Origin of the sequence: Billgrantia campisalis (assembly GCF_022341425.1) — a bacterium.
Taxonomy (GTDB): Bacteria; Pseudomonadota; Gammaproteobacteria; order Pseudomonadales; family Halomonadaceae; genus Halomonas; species Halomonas campisalis.
Genome location: NZ_JABFUC010000011.1, coordinates 1 through 17,949, shown reverse-complemented (window position 1 = coordinate 17,949; position 17,949 = coordinate 1). Strand labels below are relative to the sequence as shown.

General features: G+C 67.1%; 14 protein-coding genes and 1 pseudogene. 6 read left to right on the top strand and 9 right to left on the bottom strand.

The genetic code is table 11. The annotated features are described in order from the left end of the window. Positions 1-61 precede the first annotated feature (61 nt). From HOP52_RS13595 to HOP52_RS13585, 3 genes are read left to right on the top strand one after another with little or no spacing between them, the layout of a single operon-like run. The gene (locus HOP52_RS13595; protein WP_238977939.1) at positions 62-994 is read left to right on the top strand and encodes a beta-keto acid cleavage family enzyme; all 933 of its coding nucleotides are present in this window, start codon (positions 62-64) and stop codon (positions 992-994) included. Continuing rightward, on the top strand, positions 991-1,947 hold the full coding sequence (locus HOP52_RS13590; protein ID WP_238977938.1) for an L-carnitine dehydrogenase: 957 nt from the start codon (positions 991-993) through the stop codon (positions 1,945-1,947). Before HOP52_RS13595 ends, HOP52_RS13590 begins: the two co-directional genes overlap by 4 nt. Next, complete coding sequence (locus tag HOP52_RS13585) at positions 1,947-2,402, top strand: thioesterase family protein (RefSeq protein ID WP_238977937.1); 456 nt, start codon at positions 1,947-1,949, stop codon at positions 2,400-2,402. The genes HOP52_RS13590 and HOP52_RS13585 overlap by 1 nt, the downstream gene beginning before the upstream one ends. A 3-nt stretch (positions 2,403-2,405) precedes the next feature. Here the strand turns inward: HOP52_RS13585 and HOP52_RS13580 are convergent, their stop codons facing one another. The 9 genes from HOP52_RS13580 to HOP52_RS13540 all read right to left on the bottom strand — a co-directional run bounded on the left by HOP52_RS13580 (position 2,406) and on the right by HOP52_RS13540 (position 13,989). Further along, complete coding sequence (locus tag HOP52_RS13580) at positions 2,406-3,785, bottom strand: L-serine ammonia-lyase (protein ID WP_238977936.1); 1,380 nt, start codon at positions 3,783-3,785, stop codon at positions 2,406-2,408. A gap of 97 nt (positions 3,786-3,882) precedes the next feature. Next, positions 3,883-4,749 carry a formyltetrahydrofolate deformylase gene (gene purU, locus HOP52_RS13575; protein ID WP_238977935.1) on the bottom strand — a complete coding sequence of 289 codons (867 nt, stop codon included), beginning with the start codon at positions 4,747-4,749 and terminating at the stop codon, positions 3,883-3,885. A gap of 46 nt (positions 4,750-4,795) precedes the next feature. Beyond that, the gene (locus HOP52_RS13570) at positions 4,796-5,446 is read right to left on the bottom strand and encodes a sarcosine oxidase subunit gamma (RefSeq protein WP_238977934.1); all 651 of its coding nucleotides are present in this window, start codon (positions 5,444-5,446) and stop codon (positions 4,796-4,798) included. After that, a complete protein-coding gene (locus tag HOP52_RS13565) occupies positions 5,439-8,477 on the bottom strand; it encodes a sarcosine oxidase subunit alpha family protein (RefSeq protein ID WP_238977933.1) in 3,039 nt (1,012 codons plus the stop codon). The genes HOP52_RS13570 and HOP52_RS13565 overlap by 8 nt, the downstream gene beginning before the upstream one ends. Next, a complete protein-coding gene (locus HOP52_RS13560; protein WP_238977932.1) occupies positions 8,474-8,848 on the bottom strand; it encodes a sarcosine oxidase subunit delta in 375 nt (124 codons plus the stop codon). Before HOP52_RS13560 ends, HOP52_RS13565 begins: the two co-directional genes overlap by 4 nt. A 12-nt stretch (positions 8,849-8,860) precedes the next feature. Further along, the gene (locus tag HOP52_RS13555) at positions 8,861-10,111 is read right to left on the bottom strand and encodes a sarcosine oxidase subunit beta family protein (protein ID WP_238977931.1); all 1,251 of its coding nucleotides are present in this window, start codon (positions 10,109-10,111) and stop codon (positions 8,861-8,863) included. A gap of 27 nt (positions 10,112-10,138) precedes the next feature. Beyond that, complete coding sequence (glyA, locus tag HOP52_RS13550) at positions 10,139-11,458, bottom strand: serine hydroxymethyltransferase (protein WP_238977930.1); 1,320 nt, start codon at positions 11,456-11,458, stop codon at positions 10,139-10,141. A 286-nt stretch (positions 11,459-11,744) separates the two neighbouring features. Continuing rightward, positions 11,745-12,782 (bottom strand): GlxA family transcriptional regulator, encoded by a 1,038-nt coding sequence (locus HOP52_RS13545; RefSeq protein WP_238977929.1) that lies wholly within the window; start codon positions 12,780-12,782, stop codon positions 11,745-11,747. 100 nt (positions 12,783-12,882) lie between these two features. Next, positions 12,883-13,989 (bottom strand): FAD-binding oxidoreductase, encoded by a 1,107-nt coding sequence (locus HOP52_RS13540; RefSeq protein ID WP_238977928.1) that lies wholly within the window; start codon positions 13,987-13,989, stop codon positions 12,883-12,885. Between the two features lie 342 nt (positions 13,990-14,331). Between HOP52_RS13540 and HOP52_RS13535 the strand changes: the two genes are divergently transcribed. The 3 genes and pseudogenes from HOP52_RS13535 to HOP52_RS13525 all read left to right on the top strand — a co-directional run. Beyond that, entirely contained in the window at positions 14,332-15,618 is a 1,287-nt protein-coding gene (locus HOP52_RS13535; protein ID WP_238977927.1) for an aromatic ring-hydroxylating oxygenase subunit alpha, read from the top strand. 249 nt (positions 15,619-15,867) lie between these two features. Beyond that, positions 15,868-17,745 carry a TonB-dependent receptor domain-containing protein gene (locus tag HOP52_RS13530; RefSeq protein WP_238977926.1) on the top strand — a complete coding sequence of 626 codons (1,878 nt, stop codon included), beginning with the start codon at positions 15,868-15,870 and terminating at the stop codon, positions 17,743-17,745. Continuing rightward, positions 17,745-17,949 (top strand): annotated as a pseudogene (locus tag HOP52_RS13525) (cobalamin-binding protein); the annotation flags it as partial. The gene HOP52_RS13530 and the pseudogene HOP52_RS13525, both read left to right, overlap by 1 nt.

Sequence of the window (17,949 nt, the reverse complement as noted above, 5' to 3'; positions counted from 1 at the left end):
CCCCCCGGCGCGAATTCCCCACACTAGCGGCGTATCCACTCCATAACGGGAGCGCGCCCATATGAACCGCAACGTGATTCTGACCTGCGCCGTCACCGGCGCCGGCGACACCACCGCCAAGAGCCCCCATGTGCCGGTCACCCCGAAGCAGATCGCCGACAGCTGCATCGAGGCCGCCCGGGCCGGCGCCAGCGTGGCGCATATCCATGTGCGCGACCCGGAGACCGGTGGCATCAGCCACTCCGTGGAGCACTTCCGCGAGGTGATGGAGCGGGTCCGCGAAGCGGACGTGGATATCGTCATGAACATCACCGCCGGCGGCGGCGGCGACTGGATTCCCGACGCCGAAGACCCCACCCGCGGTGGCCCGGGCACCGATATCCAGACCCCGGCGGAGCGCCACGCGCCGGTGGGCGAGCTCCTGCCGGAGCTCTGCACCCTCGACTGCGGCAGCCTCAACTTCGGCGACATGGTCTACGTGAACCCCGCCGACTGGCTGCGCGAGCATGCCCGCCTGGTCCGTGCCGCCGGGGTCAAGCCGGAGCTGGAGTGCTTCGACCTGGGCCATGTGTGGTTCGCCCGCCAGCTGCAGCAGGAGGGCCTGCTCGACGGCGACCCCCTCTATCAGCTATGCCTGGGCATCCCCTGGGGCGCCGAGGCGGACACCGAAACCATGCTGGCCATGCGCAACAAGCTGCCGGAGACCGCCAACTGGGCCGCCTTCGGCATCGGTCGCCAGCAGATGCCCATGGTCGCCCAGGCGGTGCTGCTGGGCGGTCATGCCCGGGTCGGCCTGGAGGACAACCTCTACCTGGAGAAGGGGGTGCTGGCCACCAACGGCCAGCTGGTGGAGAAGGCCACCACCCTCATCGAGAACCTCGGCGCCCGGGTCATGACCCCCGCCGAGACCCGCGCCCACTTGGGGCTGCGCGACCCGCGCACCGGCCAGATTGTCGAGAAAGCGCTCGAGAGCGTCGCAGGAGGTGAGGCATGAGTCGTCGTCTCGCCGTGATCGGCACCGGGGTGATCGGCAACGGCTGGATCGCCCGGGCCCTGGCCCGGGGCTGGGACGTGGTGGCCTTCGACCCGGCCCCGGAGGCCCCTGAGCGTACCCGCGCCTTCGTCGACAACGCCTGGCCGTCTCTCGAGCGCCTGGGCCTGGCCGAGGGCGCCAGCCCCGCGCGACTCACCTTCGTCGACAGCCTCGAAGCGGCCGTGGCCGGCGCCGACCTGATCCAGGAGAACGTGCCGGAGCGCCTCCCGCTCAAGCGCGAGATCCTCGCCGCCCTGGACGCCGTGGCGGCACCGGAAGTCATCATCGGGTCGTCGACGTCCGGCTTTAAGCCCAGCGACCTGCAGCGGGACTGCACCCGCGCCCCGGGGCGGGTGATCGTCGCCCACCCCTTCAACCCGGTCTACCTGCTGCCGCTGGTGGAGCTGGTGGGGGGCGAGGCCACCGCCGTCGAGCCGATCGAGCGCGCCCGGGGGCTCTACCAGGCACTCGAGATGCGTCCCCTGGTGGTGCGCCGGGAGATCGAGGGGCATATCGCCGATCGCCTGATGGAGGCGCTGTGGCGGGAGGCCCTGCACCTGGTCAACGACGGCGTGGCCACCACCGAGGAGGTGGACGCCGCCGTGGTCTACGGCTGCGGCCTGCGCTGGTCGCTGATGGGCACCTTCCTGACCTTCCACCTGGCCGGCGGCGAATCGGGCATGCGCCATATGCTGGAGCAGTTCGGCCCCGCCCTGAAGCTGCCCTGGACCAAGCTCGAGGCCCCCGAGCTCACCGACACGCTGATCGACAAGGTGGTCGAGGGCTGCGAATACCAGGCCGCCGGCCGGCCGGTCAGCGAACTCGACCGTCGCCGCGACGACTTCCTGGTTGAACTGCTCGACCTGGTTCAGAAATACTGGCCGGAAGCGGAAGGCCTGGAGGGACGCATCTGATGGTGATTTTCACGACCCGGGTCGCCCCGGAGTGGGTCGACTACAACGGTCATATGAACGACGCCGAATACGCCAGGGTCTTCTCCCTGGCGGTGGAGGCGCTGATGGACCGTATCGACCTGGACTCGGCCGGGCGCGACCGGCACGGCTACACGCTCTACACCCTGGAGACCCATCTCTGCTACCGCCGCGAGGCCCATCAGGGCCAGCCGCTCGAGGTCGCGGTGACCCTGCTGGACCGCGACGCCAAGCGGCTGCATGCCTTCTTCACGCTGTTCGACGAGGAGGGCAATCTGCTGGCCACCAGCGAGCAGATGCTGATGGGCATGAACCGGGAGAGCGGCCGCCCCGACGCCTTCCCGGCGCCGGTGGCCGAGGCCATCGCCGCCCTGCCCCATGCCGACGACGGTGCCTGGCCGGAGCTCGCCGGACGCACCATCGGCATCCGGCGCTGAGCCTCAGCACTCGATGGCGTTGACGGCCAGGCCGCCGCGGGAAGTCTCCTTGTACTTCTCCTGCATGTCGGCCCCGGTGTCGCGCATGGTGCGAATCACCTTGTCCAGGGAGATGAAGTGCTCGCCGTCGCCGCGCAGCGCCATCTGGGCGGCGTTGATCGCCTTCACCGAGGCGATGGCGTTGCGCTCGATGCAGGGCACCTGCACCAGGCCTCCCACCGGGTCGCAGGTCAGCCCCAGGTTGTGCTCCAGGCCGATCTCGGCGGCGTTCTCCACCTGACCGACGCTGCCGCCCATCACCTCGGTGAGCCCGGCGGCAGCCATGGCGCAGGCCGACCCCACCTCGCCCTGGCAGCCCACCTCGGCGCCGGAGATGGAGGCGTTCTTCTTGCACAGGATGCCCACGGCCCCGGCGGCCAGCAGGAAATCCACCACGTCGCGCTCGCAGGCATCCGGCTGGAACTGCATGTAGTAGTGCAGTACCGCCGGAATGATGCCCGCCGCGCCGTTGGTGGGCGCGGTGACCATGCGCCCGCCGGCGGCGTTCTCCTCGTTGACCGCCAGGGCATAGAGGTTGACCCAGTCCATGGCCGTCATCGTCGAGGCGATCAGCGAGGGGTTGTCATCGGCCGCCAGCAGCCGCTGGTGCAGCGAGCGGGCGCGCCGGCGGACGTTGAGGCCCCCGGGCAGCACGCCCTCGGCCTCCAGGCCCTTCTCCACGCAGGCCTTCATGGCCAGCCAGATCTGCCACAGGCCGGCGCGAATCTCGGCCTCGCTGCGCCAGGCGGTCTCGTTGGCCAGCATCAGCTCGCTGATGCGCAGGCCGCTCTCCCGGCACATGCGCATCAGATCGGCGGCGGTCTGGAAGTCGTAGGGCAGCTCGGTGGTATCGGCGTCGAGATCGCCCTGCTCGGCCTGGGCCTGGTTCACCACGAAGCCGCCGCCCACCGAGTAGTAGGTGTTCTGGTAGCACTCACCGCCGTGGCCGTGGGCGATCAGCCGCATGGCGTTGGGGTGGTGGGGCAGGCTGTCGGGATGGAGCTGCATGTCCCGCTCCCACAGGAAGGGCACCGGGTGGCGCCTGTCCAGTCGCAGGGTGGCGGTCTCACGCAGTTCCTGGAGGCAGGGACCGATGATGGCCGGGTCGATGCGGTTGGGGCGCTCGCCCATCAGCCCCATGATCACGGCGCGATCGGTGCCGTGGCCGATGCCGGTGGCCGACAGCGAACCGAAGAGCTGGACCTCGAGGCGAGAGACACCTTCGAGCCATTCGCGCGCCTTGAGCTCATCGACGAAGTCGTAGGCGGCCTGCATGGGACCCACGGTATGGGAGCTCGACGGTCCGACGCCGACCTTGAACAGATCGAAGACGCTGATTGGCATGGTTTCATGACCTTTATGTTGAGTTCTTCACTGGGCGCCTGACGGCGCCATTCGCCCGGCAGAGCCGGCCTCCTACACCACACACCCACGTCATGCGTTAGCGATCGAAGACCACGGTGTGGTTGGCGTGCAGGAAGACGCGGCGCTCCACGTGCAGGGCGACGGCTCGGGACAGGGTGAGGCACTCGATATCGCGCCCCTTGGCCACCAGGTCCTCCGGGTAGTCGGTATGACTCACCGGCTCGACGCCCTGGGTGATGATCGGCCCCTCGTCCAGGTCGTCGTTGATGTAGTGGGCGGTGGCGCCGACCAGCTTCACGCCCTTGGCATAGGCCTGGTGGTAGGGCTTGGCGCCCTTGAAGCCCGGCAGCAGGGAGTGGTGGATATTGATCGCCCGGCCGCTGAGCTTCTCGCACATATCGCTCGACAGCACCTGCATGTAGCGGGCGAGGATCACCAGCTCGGCGCCGGTCTCCTCGACCACCGCCCAGACCCGGGCCTCCTGCTCGGGCTTGGTCTCGGCCGTGATGGGGAAGTGGTGATAGGGAATGCCGTGCCACTCCGCCAGGGTCGCCAGGTCCGGGTGATTGGAGACGATGGCGCGAATGTCGATCGGCAGCTGGCCGATGCGGTAGCGATAGAGCAGGTCGTTCAAGCAGTGATCGGCCTTGGAGACCATGATCACCACCGGCATGCGCGTGCCCGGGGCGGTCAGCTCGAAGCTCATCTCGAACTCGGCGGCGCGCTCGGCGAAGCCGGCCTGGAAGGCCGCCGCGTCGAAGTCCGCCTCCTCGGGACGAAACTCGGTGCGGATGAAGAAGCCACCGCTCTGCCGGTCATCGAAGGTGTGCTGCTCGGTGATGTAGCAGCGGCTCTCCTTGAGGAAGCGGGTCACCACGTCCACGGTGCCGAGCCGGCTCGGGCACTGGGCCGCCAGGATCCAGAGATTGTTGTTGTCGTGCATGATGTTCTCTCCCGGAGGGGGCCGACGGCTGCCGGCCCCGCCCCTGTCAGGCCTCGACGCCGATGGCATACTCCCTGCCAGCATCGAGGATCCAGCGATAGCAGTAGTCGGCAAAGCTTCTACGCAGCACCAGCTCCCAGCGGGTTTCCGTGGGGCGGCGCAGGATCAGGTTGCTCTTGGCGAATACCGTGGTCACCCCCTTGCCCACCGGGAAGGCGTCGGGATGGACGTCGTAGGGCGTCGACTTCATCAACAGCTCCCGGGCCTTGTCGCCCTCGAGCTCGAGCAGGGTCTGGCCGCCGCTGACGTTGACGATGGCGTAGTGGGCGTCGCCCAGGGCCTCGCGCAGCCTGCTCTCCAGAGAAAACTCCTCGCCGCCGGGCACGATCAACAGCCACTCATCCGGCGAGAGCCACTGGATCGAGCGCTCGCCGCCCTCGTCCTGGCTGAGCGAATTGGGGCGTCCCGGCACGCCGAAGCCGAGCACCCGGCGCACCGCCTCATCGAGCACGATGGCGCCGCCGCGCAGGATCAGATGGCCGAGCATCGGCCGTTCGCGCAGCACCACGCGGCTCCTCTGGCTGACGCTCGGCCGGCCGCTGTTCTGATAGGACCAGGCCAGCGGGGACTCCGCCGGTACCTCGGTGTCGGGTCGCGCGTCGTAGAGGTTGAACCAGTTGGCGGTTTGCTCAGACATGCTGGCGCTCTCCCTTGGGGTCGTAGAAGATCGGGCCGACGATTTCTGCGGCATGGGTCTTGCCGTCGGCCATGGGCAGATAGACGGTTTGGCCCATGCGCGACTGGCCGCCCTTGACCACGGCCAGCGCGAAGCCGCTCTGCAGGGTCGGGCTGTAGTAGCTGGAGGTCACATGGCCCACCATGGGCATGGGGATGGCGTGGTCCGGATCGAAGACAATCTGGGCACCCTCCTCCAGCACCACGGTGGGATCCTTGGGCTTGAGGCCCACCAGCTGCTTACGGTCGATGCGCCGAGTATCCGAGCGCGACAGGGCCCGCTTGCCCACCCAGGAGTAGGGCTTGTCGTAACCGACGGCCCACTGCATCCCCAGGTCCTCCGGGGTCACCGAGCCGTCGGTGTCCTGGCCGGCGATGATAAAGCCCTTTTCCGCGCGCAGGACGTGCATGGTCTCGGTGCCATAGGGCGTCAGGCCGTACTTCTCGCCGTGCTGGAAGAGCGTCTTCCAGACATGCAGCGCATAGTTGGCCTGGACGTTGATCTCGTAGGCGAGCTCACCGGTGAAGGAGATGCGGAACACCCGCGCCGGCACCTCGGCCACCTTGCCCTCGCGCCAGTCCATGAACTTGAACCGGTCACGAGCCAGATCGATATCGGTGATCTCGGCGAGCAGGTTACGCGCCTCCGGCCCGGTGATGGTCATGGTCGCCCAGTGGTCGGTCACCGAGGTGAAGGTGACGTTCAGCTCCGGCCACTCGGTCTGGTGCCACAGCTCCAGCCACTCCATGACCCCGGCGGCGCCGCCGGTGGTGGTGGTCATCAGGAAGTGGTTCTCGCCCAGGCAGCTGGTGGTGCCGTCGTCCATCAGCATGCCGTCGTCCTTGCACATCAGCCCGTAGCGGGCGCGGCCGACGGCCAGCTTGGCCCACTTGTTGGTGTAGATGCGGTTGAGGAACTCCCGGGCATCCGGCCCCTGGATATCGATCTTGCCGAGCGTGGAGGCATCGAGGATGCCGACCTTCTCGCGCACCGCCAGGCACTCCCGGGCCACGGCTTCATGCATGGTCTCCTGCTTGCCGTTGACGCTCTGTGGAAAGTACCAGGGGCGCTTCCACTGGCCCACCTCCTCGAACTCGGCGCCGTGTTCCACGTGCCACTGGTGCATGGCGGTGTAGCGCTCGGGGTCGAAGAGGTCGCGGCAGTGGCGACCGGCGATGGCACCGAAGGTGACCGGCGTGTAGTTGGGCCGGAACACCGTGGTGCCCACCTCGGGGATCGACTTGCCCAGGCAGCGGGCGGCGATGGCCATGCCGTTGATGTTGCCGAGCTTGCCCTGGTCGGTGCCGAAGCCCATGGCGGTGTAGCGCTTGACGTGCTCGATGGACTCGAAGCCCTCACGGGTGGCGAGCTCGATGGCCGCCGCGGTGACATCGTTCTGCATATCGACGAACTGCTTGGGCGCGCGCAGGGTCGGCTTCTCGTGGGGCACCTGATAGAGCGCGCAGGCGACCCCTTCCCGACGCGCCTCGACCTGGGGCAGCGCGATGACCTCGGCGGACTTGCCCAGCTCGGCGAGCGCCTCGCAGGCCTTGGCCATGCCGTCGGCCAGCCCTTCGGCCAGGTCATGGATCCCCCGGGCGCTGCCGGCGGCGTGCACGCCCTTCACCAGGCTCGGCACGAAGCCGAGGACCTCGTCGTTCCAGGTGGGTCGCGCCCCGGTGTGGGAGGCCAGGTGGATCACCGGGCTGTAGCCGCCGGAGCTGGCGATGGTGTCGCAGGCCAGGGTCTCGGCCTGGCCGGTGACCGTGAAGGTCGCGGTATCGATGGTGGCGATGCGGGCGCCGCTCACACGGGTGCTGCCCTTGGCCTCGAGCACGGCCGAGCCTGTGATGACGCGGAGTCCGCGGTCGCGGGCCTGCTCCACCAGCTCGCCGTCCGGCGCCGGACGTGCATCGACGATGGCCACCACCTCGCGACCGGCCTCATCCCAGTCCAGGGCGGCGCGGTAGGCGTGGTCGTTGCTGACGGAGAGCACCAGCTTGTTGCCCGGTACCACGCCGTAGCGACGGATATAGGTGGAGACGGCACCGGCGACCAGGTTACCCGGCACGTCGTTGCCGGCGTAGACCAGCGGCCGCTCGTGGGCGCCGGTGGCCAGCAGCACCTGGCCGGCGCGCACACGATGCAGGCGCGACCGGGCGGGACGAACGCCGGCGGCCAGCGGCGCGGTCTCGCCGAGATGCTCGGTGCGCCGCTCGTGCAGGGTCACGAAGTGGTGGTCGTGGTAGCCGTGGGCGGTGGTGCGGGGCAGCAGGGTGACGTTGTCGAGCCCGGCGAGCTCCTCCAGCACCTGGGCGACCCACTGGGAAGCCGGCTGGCCGTTGAGGGTCTCGCGACTGTCGAGCAGCGAGCCGCCCATCTCCTCCTGCTCGTCGGCCAGGATCACCCGGGCGCCGGTACGCGCCGCGGTCAGCGCCGCCGCGAGGCCCACCGGGCCGGCGCCGATCACCAGCAGGTCGCAGTGCTGGTTGAGGTGGTCATAGATATCCGGATCGCGCTCCATGGGGCTGCGGCCCAGGCCCGCGCCCTTGCGGATGAACTTCTCGTAGGTCATCCACATGGAGGCCGGGGCCATGAAGGTCTTGTAGTAGAAGCCCGGCGGCATGAAGCGCCCGCCCAGCTTGCCCACCAGGCTCATCACATCGCGCTGGACGTTGGGCCAGCCGTTGGTGCTCTGTGCGGTGAGCCCCTCGAACAGCGCCTGCTGGGTGGCGCGCACGTTGGGCACCTGGGTCGCCTCGGTGCTGCCCAGCTGGATCAGCGCATTGGGCTCCTCGGCGCCGGCGGCGACGATGCCGCGGGGCCGCGAGTACTTGAAGCTGCGGTTGACGATATCCACCCCGTTGGCGAGCAGCGCCGAGGCCAGGGTGTCGCCGGCATGGCCCTGGTAGCGCTTGCCGTTGAAGGTGAAGTTAAGCCGACGAGCGCGATCGATGCGCCCGCCCTCGCGAAGACGGTTGACCTGGCTCATGCCTTGACTCCTTCCTGACGCTCGACCCCTGCCGCCTCGGCGGCGACTTTCTCAGCGGCGACCTGCTCGTCGGGCTTGCCCTCGGGATACTCGGCGGTGAAGCGCGGCTGCTCGCCCATCTTGTAGGTCTCGAGGATCTCGTAGCTCACGGTGTTGCGCGTGATGTTGAAGAACTTGCGACAGCCCACGGCGTGCACCCACAGCTCGTGGTGAATGCCGCGGGGGTTGTCGCGGAAGAAGAGGTAGTCGCCCCACTGCTCGTCGGTGCAGGCCTCGGGGTCCGCCGGGCGGGCGATATGCGCCTGGCCCTTGGGATGAAACTCCTCTTCCTCGCGGTACTCCTCGCAGTAGGGGCAGTAGATATGAAACATGGGATTGCCTCCTTAATGCGCCACACCCGCGGCGCCGTGTTCGTCGACGAGGGCGCCGCTATGGAAACGGTCGATGGAGAACGGGGCCGCCAGCGGATGGGCCTGGTTCTTGGCCAGGGTCCAGGCGAAGACATGACCCGAGCCCGGTGTGGCCTTGAAGCCGCCGGTGCCCCAGCCGCAGTTGAAGTAGAGCCCCTTCACCGGCGTGGCGGAGAGGATCGGGCAGGCGTCCGGGCAGGTGTCGACGATGCCGCCCCACTGGCGGTTCATGCGCACCCGCGAGAAGATCGGGAACATCTCGACGATGGCCTGCAGGGTGTGCTCCACGGTGGGGTAGCTGCCGCGCTGGCCGTAACCGTTGTAGCCATCGATGCCGGCACCGATCACCAGGTCACCCTTGTCGGTCTGGCTGATATAGCCGTGCACGTGGTTGGACATCACCACCGTATCCAACACCGGCTTGAGCGGTTCGGAGACCAGCGCCTGCAGCGGGTGGGACTCCAGCGGCAGCCGGAAGCCGGCCATCTTCGCCAACACCCCGGAGTTGCCCGCCGCCACGCAGCCCACGGTCTTGGCCTCGATGTCACCGCGGTTGGTATGCACCCCGTAGACGCGGCCGTCGCGGATCTTGAAGCCGGTGACCTCGGTGTTCTGCAGCAGATCCACGCCGAGCGCATCGGCGGCCCGGGCATAGCCCCAGGCCACGGCGTCGTGGCGCGCCACGCCGGCCCGCGGCTGCCAGGAGGCGCCCAGCACCGGGTAGCGGGCGTTCTTCGAGCAGTCCATGATCGGCACGATCTCCTGCACGCCCTTGGCGTCCAGCACCTCGCCGTCGATACCGTTGAGGCGGTTGGCGTTGACCCGGCGCTGGATGTCGCGCATGTCCTGCAGGGTATGGCCCAGGTTGAGCACACCGCGCTGGGAGAACATCACATTGTAGTTGAGGTCCTGGGAGAGCCCCTCCCAGAGCTTCATGGCGTGCTCGTAGAGCGCCGCCGACTCGTCCCACAAATAGTTGGAGCGCACGATGGTGGTGTTGCGGGCGGTGTTGCCGCCGCCCAGCCAGCCCTTCTCCACCACGGCCACGTTGGTGATGCCGTGCTCCTTGGCCAGGTAGTAGGCGGTGGCCAGGCCGTGGCCGCCGCCGCCGACGATGATCACATCGTACTGCTTCTTGGGGGTGGGGTTGCGCCACTGGCGCTCCCAGTTCTCATGGTGGCTGAGCGCGTGCTTCGCCAGCCCGAATCCTGAATAGCGTTGCATGAAACCTCTCCTGATTCGTGTCGGCGTTTAGAGCACGGACTCGGCCGGCTCACCTGCCAGGGCCTTGTCGCCATCGGCCGCCGGCGTGGCATAGACCGGATGACGCTCGCAGAGCTCGGCGACCTTCTCGCGCACTTCGGCCTCCACGGCGTCGCTGTTGCGCTGCTCGGCCAGCACATCGAGGATGTCGCAGATCCAGCCGGCCAGCTCGCCACACTCGGTCTCACTGAAGCCGCGGGTGGTCACCGCCGGGGTGCCGATGCGCAGGCCGGAGGTGACGAAGGGGCTCTGGGGGTCGTTGGGCACGGCGTTCTTGTTGACGGTGATATGGGCACGGCCCAGCGCCGCGTCGGCGTCCTTGCCGGTGACGCCCTGTTTGATCAGCGAGACCAGGAAGAGGTGGTCGTCGGTGCCGCCGGAGACCACGTCGTAACCGCGCGCCATGAACACCCCAGCCATGGCCCGGGCGTTGTCGATGACGCGCTGCTGGTACTGGACGAACTCCTGGCTCATGGCCTCCTTGAAGGCCACCGCCTTGGCGGCGATGACGTGCATCAGCGGCCCACCCTGCTGGCCGGGGAAGACCGCACCGTTGAGCTTCTTGTAGAGATCCGCATCGCCGGCGGCGGAGAGGATCAGGCCACCGCGCGGGCCGCGCAGGGTCTTGTGGGTGGTGGTGGTGACCACGTGGGCATGGGGGATCGGGCTCGGGTAGTGGCCGGCGGCGATAAGACCCGCCACGTGGGCCATATCGACCATGAACCAGGCACCGACTTCGTCGGCGATGGTGCGGAAGCGCCGCCAGTCGACGACCCGGGCGTAGGCAGAGAAACCGGCAATGATCAGCTTGGGCTTGTGGCTGCGCGCCAGGCGCTCGACCTCCTCGTAGTCGATCTCGCCGGTCTCGGGGTTCAGGCCGTACTGCACCGCGTGGTAGTGCTTGCCGGAGAAGTTCGGCGCGGCGCCGTGGGTCAGGTGGCCGCCGTGGGCCAGGCTCATGCCGAGGATGGTGTCGCCCGGCTTGACCAGGGCCATGAAGGCCGCGGCATTGGCCTGGGCGCCGGAGTGGGGCTGGACGTTGGCGTAGTCGGCGCCGAACAGGTCGCAGGCGCGGTCGATGGCCAGCTGCTCCACCACGTCGACATGCTCGCAGCCACCGTAGTAGCGCTTGCCCGGGTAGCCCTCGGCGTACTTGTTGGTCAGTTGGGTGCCCTGGGCCTCCATGACGGCGCGGCTGGCGTAATTCTCGGAGGCGATCAGCTCGACATGCGCCTCCTGGCGAGCCACCTCCTCGGCGACGGCGGCGGCGACCTGGGAATCGAAGGCGGCGAGAGAAACCTGGTTCATGACTGACTCCTGTTGTTATCGGGTGCGGCAGGCTGTTTCTCGAATCTATCGATGACCTGCCCAGGTGGAAAATGTGAAATCCTTATGCGCTGATAACCGCTGCCGAGACCATCCGGCTCACGCCCTGATTAAAGGCGACGCCGACGGATAAGAATTGAACAAATGCGACAGACTTCCGGAACGCCAGGGACGCGCCCGGAATGCCGGCAGCCTGCCTAAGCGGGCACAGCCGCGCCCCACGCGGAAGGCATGAAGTCACGGCAGGCGGCGGTCAGCCAGGAGGGCATCAGAGTGCCGGACGGCCCTCGACATGCAGGAAGAAGGGATCGACGCGGTCGCTTCCGGGCTCGCCGGCGCGCTTGCGCATCTCCGACGGCGTCATGCCGAAGGCGCTACGGAAGTGGCGTGAAAAATGGGCGGTATCGGCGAAGCCACAGCGCTCGCCGATCTCGGTGATGCTCTTGCCGGTGTAGTGGAGCAGCCACACGCCATAGCGCAGCCGCAGGTCCCGGGCGAACTTCTGAGGCCCGACCCCCAGGGTTTCCTGAAAGCGGCGCTCCAGGTTACGGCGCGAGGTGCCGACCCGCTCGGCCAGCGCCTCCATCGAGATCGCCTCGCCCAGATGCTGCTCGAGCACGGCGATGGCGCGGCGCACCAGGCGATCCCCGATCTTGCCGAATACCACCGGCTGCGGCTGGGGCTGGGTGCCGGCACGGGCCTCGTCGAGCAGCATGATATGCAGGCTCTTCATGGCCCACGCCTTGCCCAGATGGCGCTCGACCAGGTAGGCGGCCAGGTCTGCCGCCGCCGCTCCGCCCGCACAGGTGAGGCGGTCGCCTTCGTCGATGAACAGGCGGTCGGCAACCGGTTCGATGGAGGGGAAGCGCTGGATCATGTCGCGATGGTGATACCAACTGACACAGCAGCGCCGCCCCTTCATCAGGCCCGCTTGGATCAGGGCAAAGACGCCGGTGCACAGCCCCACCAGCGGCACCCCGGCACCCGCCGCCTGTCGCAGGTAGGCCAAAGCGGTGGAATCCGTGCGGTCGCGCTCGCCCTGCACGCCCCCGATCACCACGATATAGTCGAACTCGGTGGGGTCTCGAAACGACAGGCAGGGGGAAACCGCGGCGCCGCAGCTGGAGAGCGCCTCCTGACCCGCACTGGTCATGAAGGTCCAGTGGCAGCGCAGCTGGCGGCTGCGGTCCCCCTCGTCGGCGGCCAGACGCAGGCAGTCGACGAAGGCGGCGAAGGGCAGCAGGGTGAAGCGGTGCAGCAGGACGAAGCCGACCGACAGCGGCGGCGCCTCGGGAGTCACGGTCATGACGGACTTGCCCCTGAGAGTGGCGAGGAAAGCCTTCAGTGTCGGGGAAGCGGCCATCCCGACGCAATGCCCGACGCCACTCACCCTGGTGGTGGAGTGCCTAGTACTCCACCACCACATCGCCCACCGGCTTGCTGCAGCAGGAGAGGATATAGCCCTCCGCCACGTCTTCGTCGGTGATGCCGCCGTTGTGCTCCATCTCCACCTGGCCCGAGGTCAGCGGGACCCGACAGGTGCCGCAGATCCCCATGCCACAAGCCTTGGGGATATGCAGGCCCAGCTTGGCGGCGGCGTTATGCACGGTATCGCCGGGCTGGATACGCACGCTCTTGCCGGTGGCCGTGAACTCCACGCTGAGCATATCGGCAACGTCCAGCTCCTCGGCCTCCACCTCGGCCTGCTCAGCGAGTTCAAGCACCTCCTCCTTCACATCTGCCGGGGTCGCCCCGAAGGACTCCTCGTGGTAGCGACTCATATCGAAGCCGCTGTGCTGAAGCAGGTTCTTGACGGCATTCATATAGGGGGTGGGGCCGCAGCAGAAGATCTCCCGATCCATAAAATCGGGGGTCATCAGCTCGAGCATCGCCTGACTCAGGTAACCACGGAAGCCGGACCAGGCCTCGCCGAGTTCGTCGCTGCGCTCGCAGATAATGTGCAGCTTGAACTCGGGAATCCGCGAGAAGATATGCGCAAGCTCGCGGTGGAAGATGATGTCCTGGGGAGTCCGAGCACTGTGTACGAACTCGACATCCACCGCCGAGTTGGTATCGAAGAACCAGCGCACCATGGACATCAGCGGCGTGACGCCGACGCCGCCGGAGAGCATCAGCACCTTCTCCGCCGGATAGTCGATGGCGTTGAAGTTGCCCACCGGGCCATGCACCGCCAGCTCGTCATTGACCTTGAGGTTGTCGTGGAGCCAGTTGGAGACCTTGCCTCCGGGCATCCGCTTGACGGTGATGGAGAAGCTGTAGGGCACCGAGGGAGAGCTGGAAATGGTGTAGGAGCGCATCACCTGCTCGCCGTCGATCTCCAGTTCCAGGGTCACGAACTGCCCCGGCTTGAAGAAGAACAGCACCGGCTGCTCGGCCATGAAGCAGAAGGTACGCACGTCCCAGGTCTCCTGGATCACCTTGACACAGCGCACCAAGTGGCGACCATTGGTCCAGGTCTGGGTGGTGACAGGGTTGAGGAAGTTCATTGTCATTATCGATTCGCCTGGGCTGCACCATGGGAGGGGGCTGTTTCCGACCGCGGCACCACCGCTTGTCGTTGAGGCGAATTTTGCGCCAAGGGTTAGCGTCATCACATGCCTGTTAGCGACACGGGCATATCCCTGGCACCCAGACACCAGCAGCGAAATTTCGCCCGGCGTCGCCGGCGTATCACCTTCTGTCGCCGACAGACAATTGCCTACTGCAACTCTGCCCCACACTCGCCGCAAATCACGCTCGCGCCGATGCAGCGCGAGCCTGACCCCAGCCGCTGACGAAGCTCACAATCAACAATGACTCGGCCTGACCCGCCGCCTGAAATTGAGGAAGTGCCCATGGAATCCAAGTCCCTCGCTCGTCTGGATGACCCCCTGGCCCCGGCCCGGGAAACCACCGTGGAGATGCTGCGCAGTCGTCAACGCAATTTCTCCCTGCCCCAGCCCTTCTATAACGACGAGCGCGTCTTCGCCCTGGATATGCAGGAGATCTTCGGCAAGGAGTGGCTGTTTGTCGGCATGACCAGCGAGATTCCCGCCAAGGGCAACTACATGACCCTGAATGTGGGCGACAACCCGGTGATCATCGTGCGGGGCGATAACGGCAAGATTCATGCTTTCCACAACGTGTGTCGGCATCGCGGCTCCCGGCTCTGCGTCGGCGACAAGGGTAAGGTCGCCAAGCTGGTCTGCCCCTACCACCAGTGGACCTACGAGCTGGACGGACGCCTGCTGTTCGCCGGCTCCGACATGGGCGAGAACTTCGATCTGAACCAGTACGGCCTCAAACCGGTGCAGGTAAAGAGCGGCGGCGGCTTTATCTTCGTCAGCCTGGCCGACGAACCGCCGGCCATCGACGATTTCCTGGCCACCCTGAATCACTACCTCGAACCCTATGACATGGAGAACACCAAGGTCGCGGTGGAGTCCTCCATCGTCGAGCAGGCCAACTGGAAGCTGGTGATCGAGAACAACCGGGAGTGCTACCACTGCAACGGCGCCCACCCGGAGCTGCTCAACTCCCTGCAGGAGTTCGACGACACCGACGACCCGCGTGCCACCCCCGCCTACAAGACTCTGGTGGCGAAGAAGCAGGCGGAGTGGGACGCCCAGGGGGTGCCCTGGCAGCTCCAGCGTTTCGGCAAGCGCAATCGCCTGACACGCACCCCACTGCTGGATGGCGCCGTCTCCATGACCATGGACGGCAAGCCCGCCTCCCAGAAGCTGATGGGGCGTATCGAGAGCGCCGACCTGGGCTCACTGCGTATCCTGCACCTCCCCAACTCCTGGAACCACTTCATGGGCGATCACGCCATCGTCTTCCGGGTGCTGCCGCTGGGGCCCCAGCAGACGCTGGTGACCACCAAGTGGCTGGTGCACAAGGATGCTGTGGAAGGGGTCGACTACCACACCGAGACCATGCGCCGGGTGTGGGACGCCACCAACGACCAGGACCGTCGCCTGGCCGAGGAGAACCAGCGCGGCATCAACTCCAAGGCCTACGAGCCCGGTCCCTACTCTGAGACCTACGAGTTCGGGGTGATCGACTTCCTCGACTGGTATGGCGAGCGCCTGCTGGAGAACCTGGGCCATAGTGCTCCGGACCTCAAGGTGGTGCAGGGCTAACCCGGTATTGCACCGAGCATGAAAGAAGCGGCTGAAAATCGGTTATAGTTCAAACTCCTACACAAGAACCAACCGTATCAGCCGCTATGACACATGGCGCGCGGCCGCCGCCGAGCGCCAGGACGGCGCGACGGTGGCGCTGATCCTGCCCGGGATGGGGCGTGGCATCGTGCCCATGTCGCCCGTGGCGCGACGCCTGTGCGGCCTCCCGGCTGGCTGGCCCAGGACGCCGCAGAGCAAGGGACAATCATGAAAACCACACGTAACGCTACCCGTGGCCTGGCCGCCTTTGGCCTCGCCGCGCTGCCGCTGGCCGTCCAGGCCCAGGCCCCCGAGGCCGACACCAACCAGGCCATGCGCCTCAATCCCCTGGTGGTCACCGCCGCCCTGGCGCCGCGCACCGCCGACGAAACCCTGGCTTCCGTCACCGTGCTGGATGAGGCCACCCTGCGTCGCCAGGACCCCACCAGCGTCACCGACCTGCTCCGTGGCCAACCGGGTGTGGATATCACCACCCAAGGCAGCTTCGGCAAACAGAGCAGCCTCTTCCTGCGCGGGACCGGCAGCAATGCCCATGTCCTGCTGATCGACGGGATTCGGCTGAGAGCCGCCACCACCGGGGCGGCCGCCTGGGAGTTTCTCGACCCGCGGATGTTCGAGCGGGCCGAGATCGTGCGTGGCCCCCGCGGCAGCCTCTTTGGCGCCGATGCGGTAGGCGGGGTGGTGCAACTCTTTACCCCGAAAGGCGAGGAGGGGGCTCCTCAGCCGCGGGTTTCCGTGGGCGGTGGTTCCTTCAATACCCAGCGCTACAGCGCCAGCCTCACTGGCAGCAGCGGCGGTACCCGCTACTATGTTGCCGGCAGCCGCTTCGAGACCGATGGCGCCCCGGTGCGTCAGGATGGTGACGACAAGGGCCACGACAATACCAGCGGTCTGGTGCGACTCTCGCACACCTTCAATAACCATGCCGAAGTGGGGCTGCTGGCGTTGCGCTCCAGGGGGAGTGCGGAGTTCGATGCCCCCGGTGCTGCAACGGATGGCTTCCTGCAACAGGTGGCGGGTGTCTACGCGGAACAGCCGCTGACGGATCGCTGGAGGAGTCGCCTGACCCTCAGCGAAGCGCGCGATGAGCGTGACACCCAGGCCCCAACCTACAGCTCGCTGTTCGAGACCCGCACCCGCACCGCTCAGTGGCATAACACCCTGGCGCTGGGGCCCCACGAGCTGGTGGCCGGTGCCGAGTATGCCGAGGATGATCTGGGGGACAGCCAGACCTCGGGCCTCTCCTTCGATGAAGATAGGCGATACAACCGGGCTGTGTTTGCCCAGGGCTTCTTGGACTTTCACCCGCTGACGACACAGCTGAGCCTGCGACATGATGACAACCAGGCGTTCGGTGAGGAGCTCACCGGAAGCCTGGCCCTCGGCTACGCCCTGGACGAGTATCATGTCGCTCGTGCCAGCTATGGGTCGGCCTTTCGTGCACCCACCTTCAATGAGCTCTACTTCCCCTTCGCAGGGTCCAGCAATCCCGACCTGAAGGCGGAAACGTCGAGTACCGTCGAGCTCGGCCTGCGTGGCCAGTATGGTCACTGGTTCTGGGATCTTGCCGCCTACCAGACCGAGGTGGAGGAGCTTATCGCTCTCGACGAGGCCTTCCGCCCGGTCAATGTCCACGAGGCTCGCATTCGTGGCGCCGAGCTGGCGCTGGGTGCCGAGGTCGATGACTGGGCGCTTGCCGCGGCCTTGACCTGGATGGACCCCGAGAATCGCAGCGGCGACAACGCCGGCAAGCGCCTGGCGCGTCGTGCCACCCAGGGGCTGCGTTTGGATCTGGACCGTGAGCTGGGCGACTGGTCCCTGGGGGGCTCTTGGGTCGTCCAGAACCACCGCTACAACGATGCCGCCAACGCCGAGCGCCTACCCGGCCATGGCACTGTTAACCTCCGCGCAGGATGGGACTTCGCGCCCATGTGGTCGCTGCGCGCCACGCTGGATAACGTGCTGGACAAGGAGGTCGTCACGGCTCAGGGCGCCGAGTTCGACCCGGTCACCTTCCAGTCGATGCCGTTCGATTACATCAACGCCGGCCGGGCCGCCTTCCTTAGCCTGCACTTCGGTGGATAATGGCCACTAGCCTGTTACGGCATCTGCCCCTGGCGCTGCTGTCCCTGGCAGCGGCGCCGGCCCTGGCGGATGGGCGCTGCGCGGTGGACGACCGCGACCGCGAGGTATGCCTCGAGCAGCCGGCAAGCCGCATCGCCGCGCTCTCGCCCGGGGCCACCGAGCTGGTCTATGCCGCTGGGGCGGGGGAGAAGGTGGTGGCGGTGG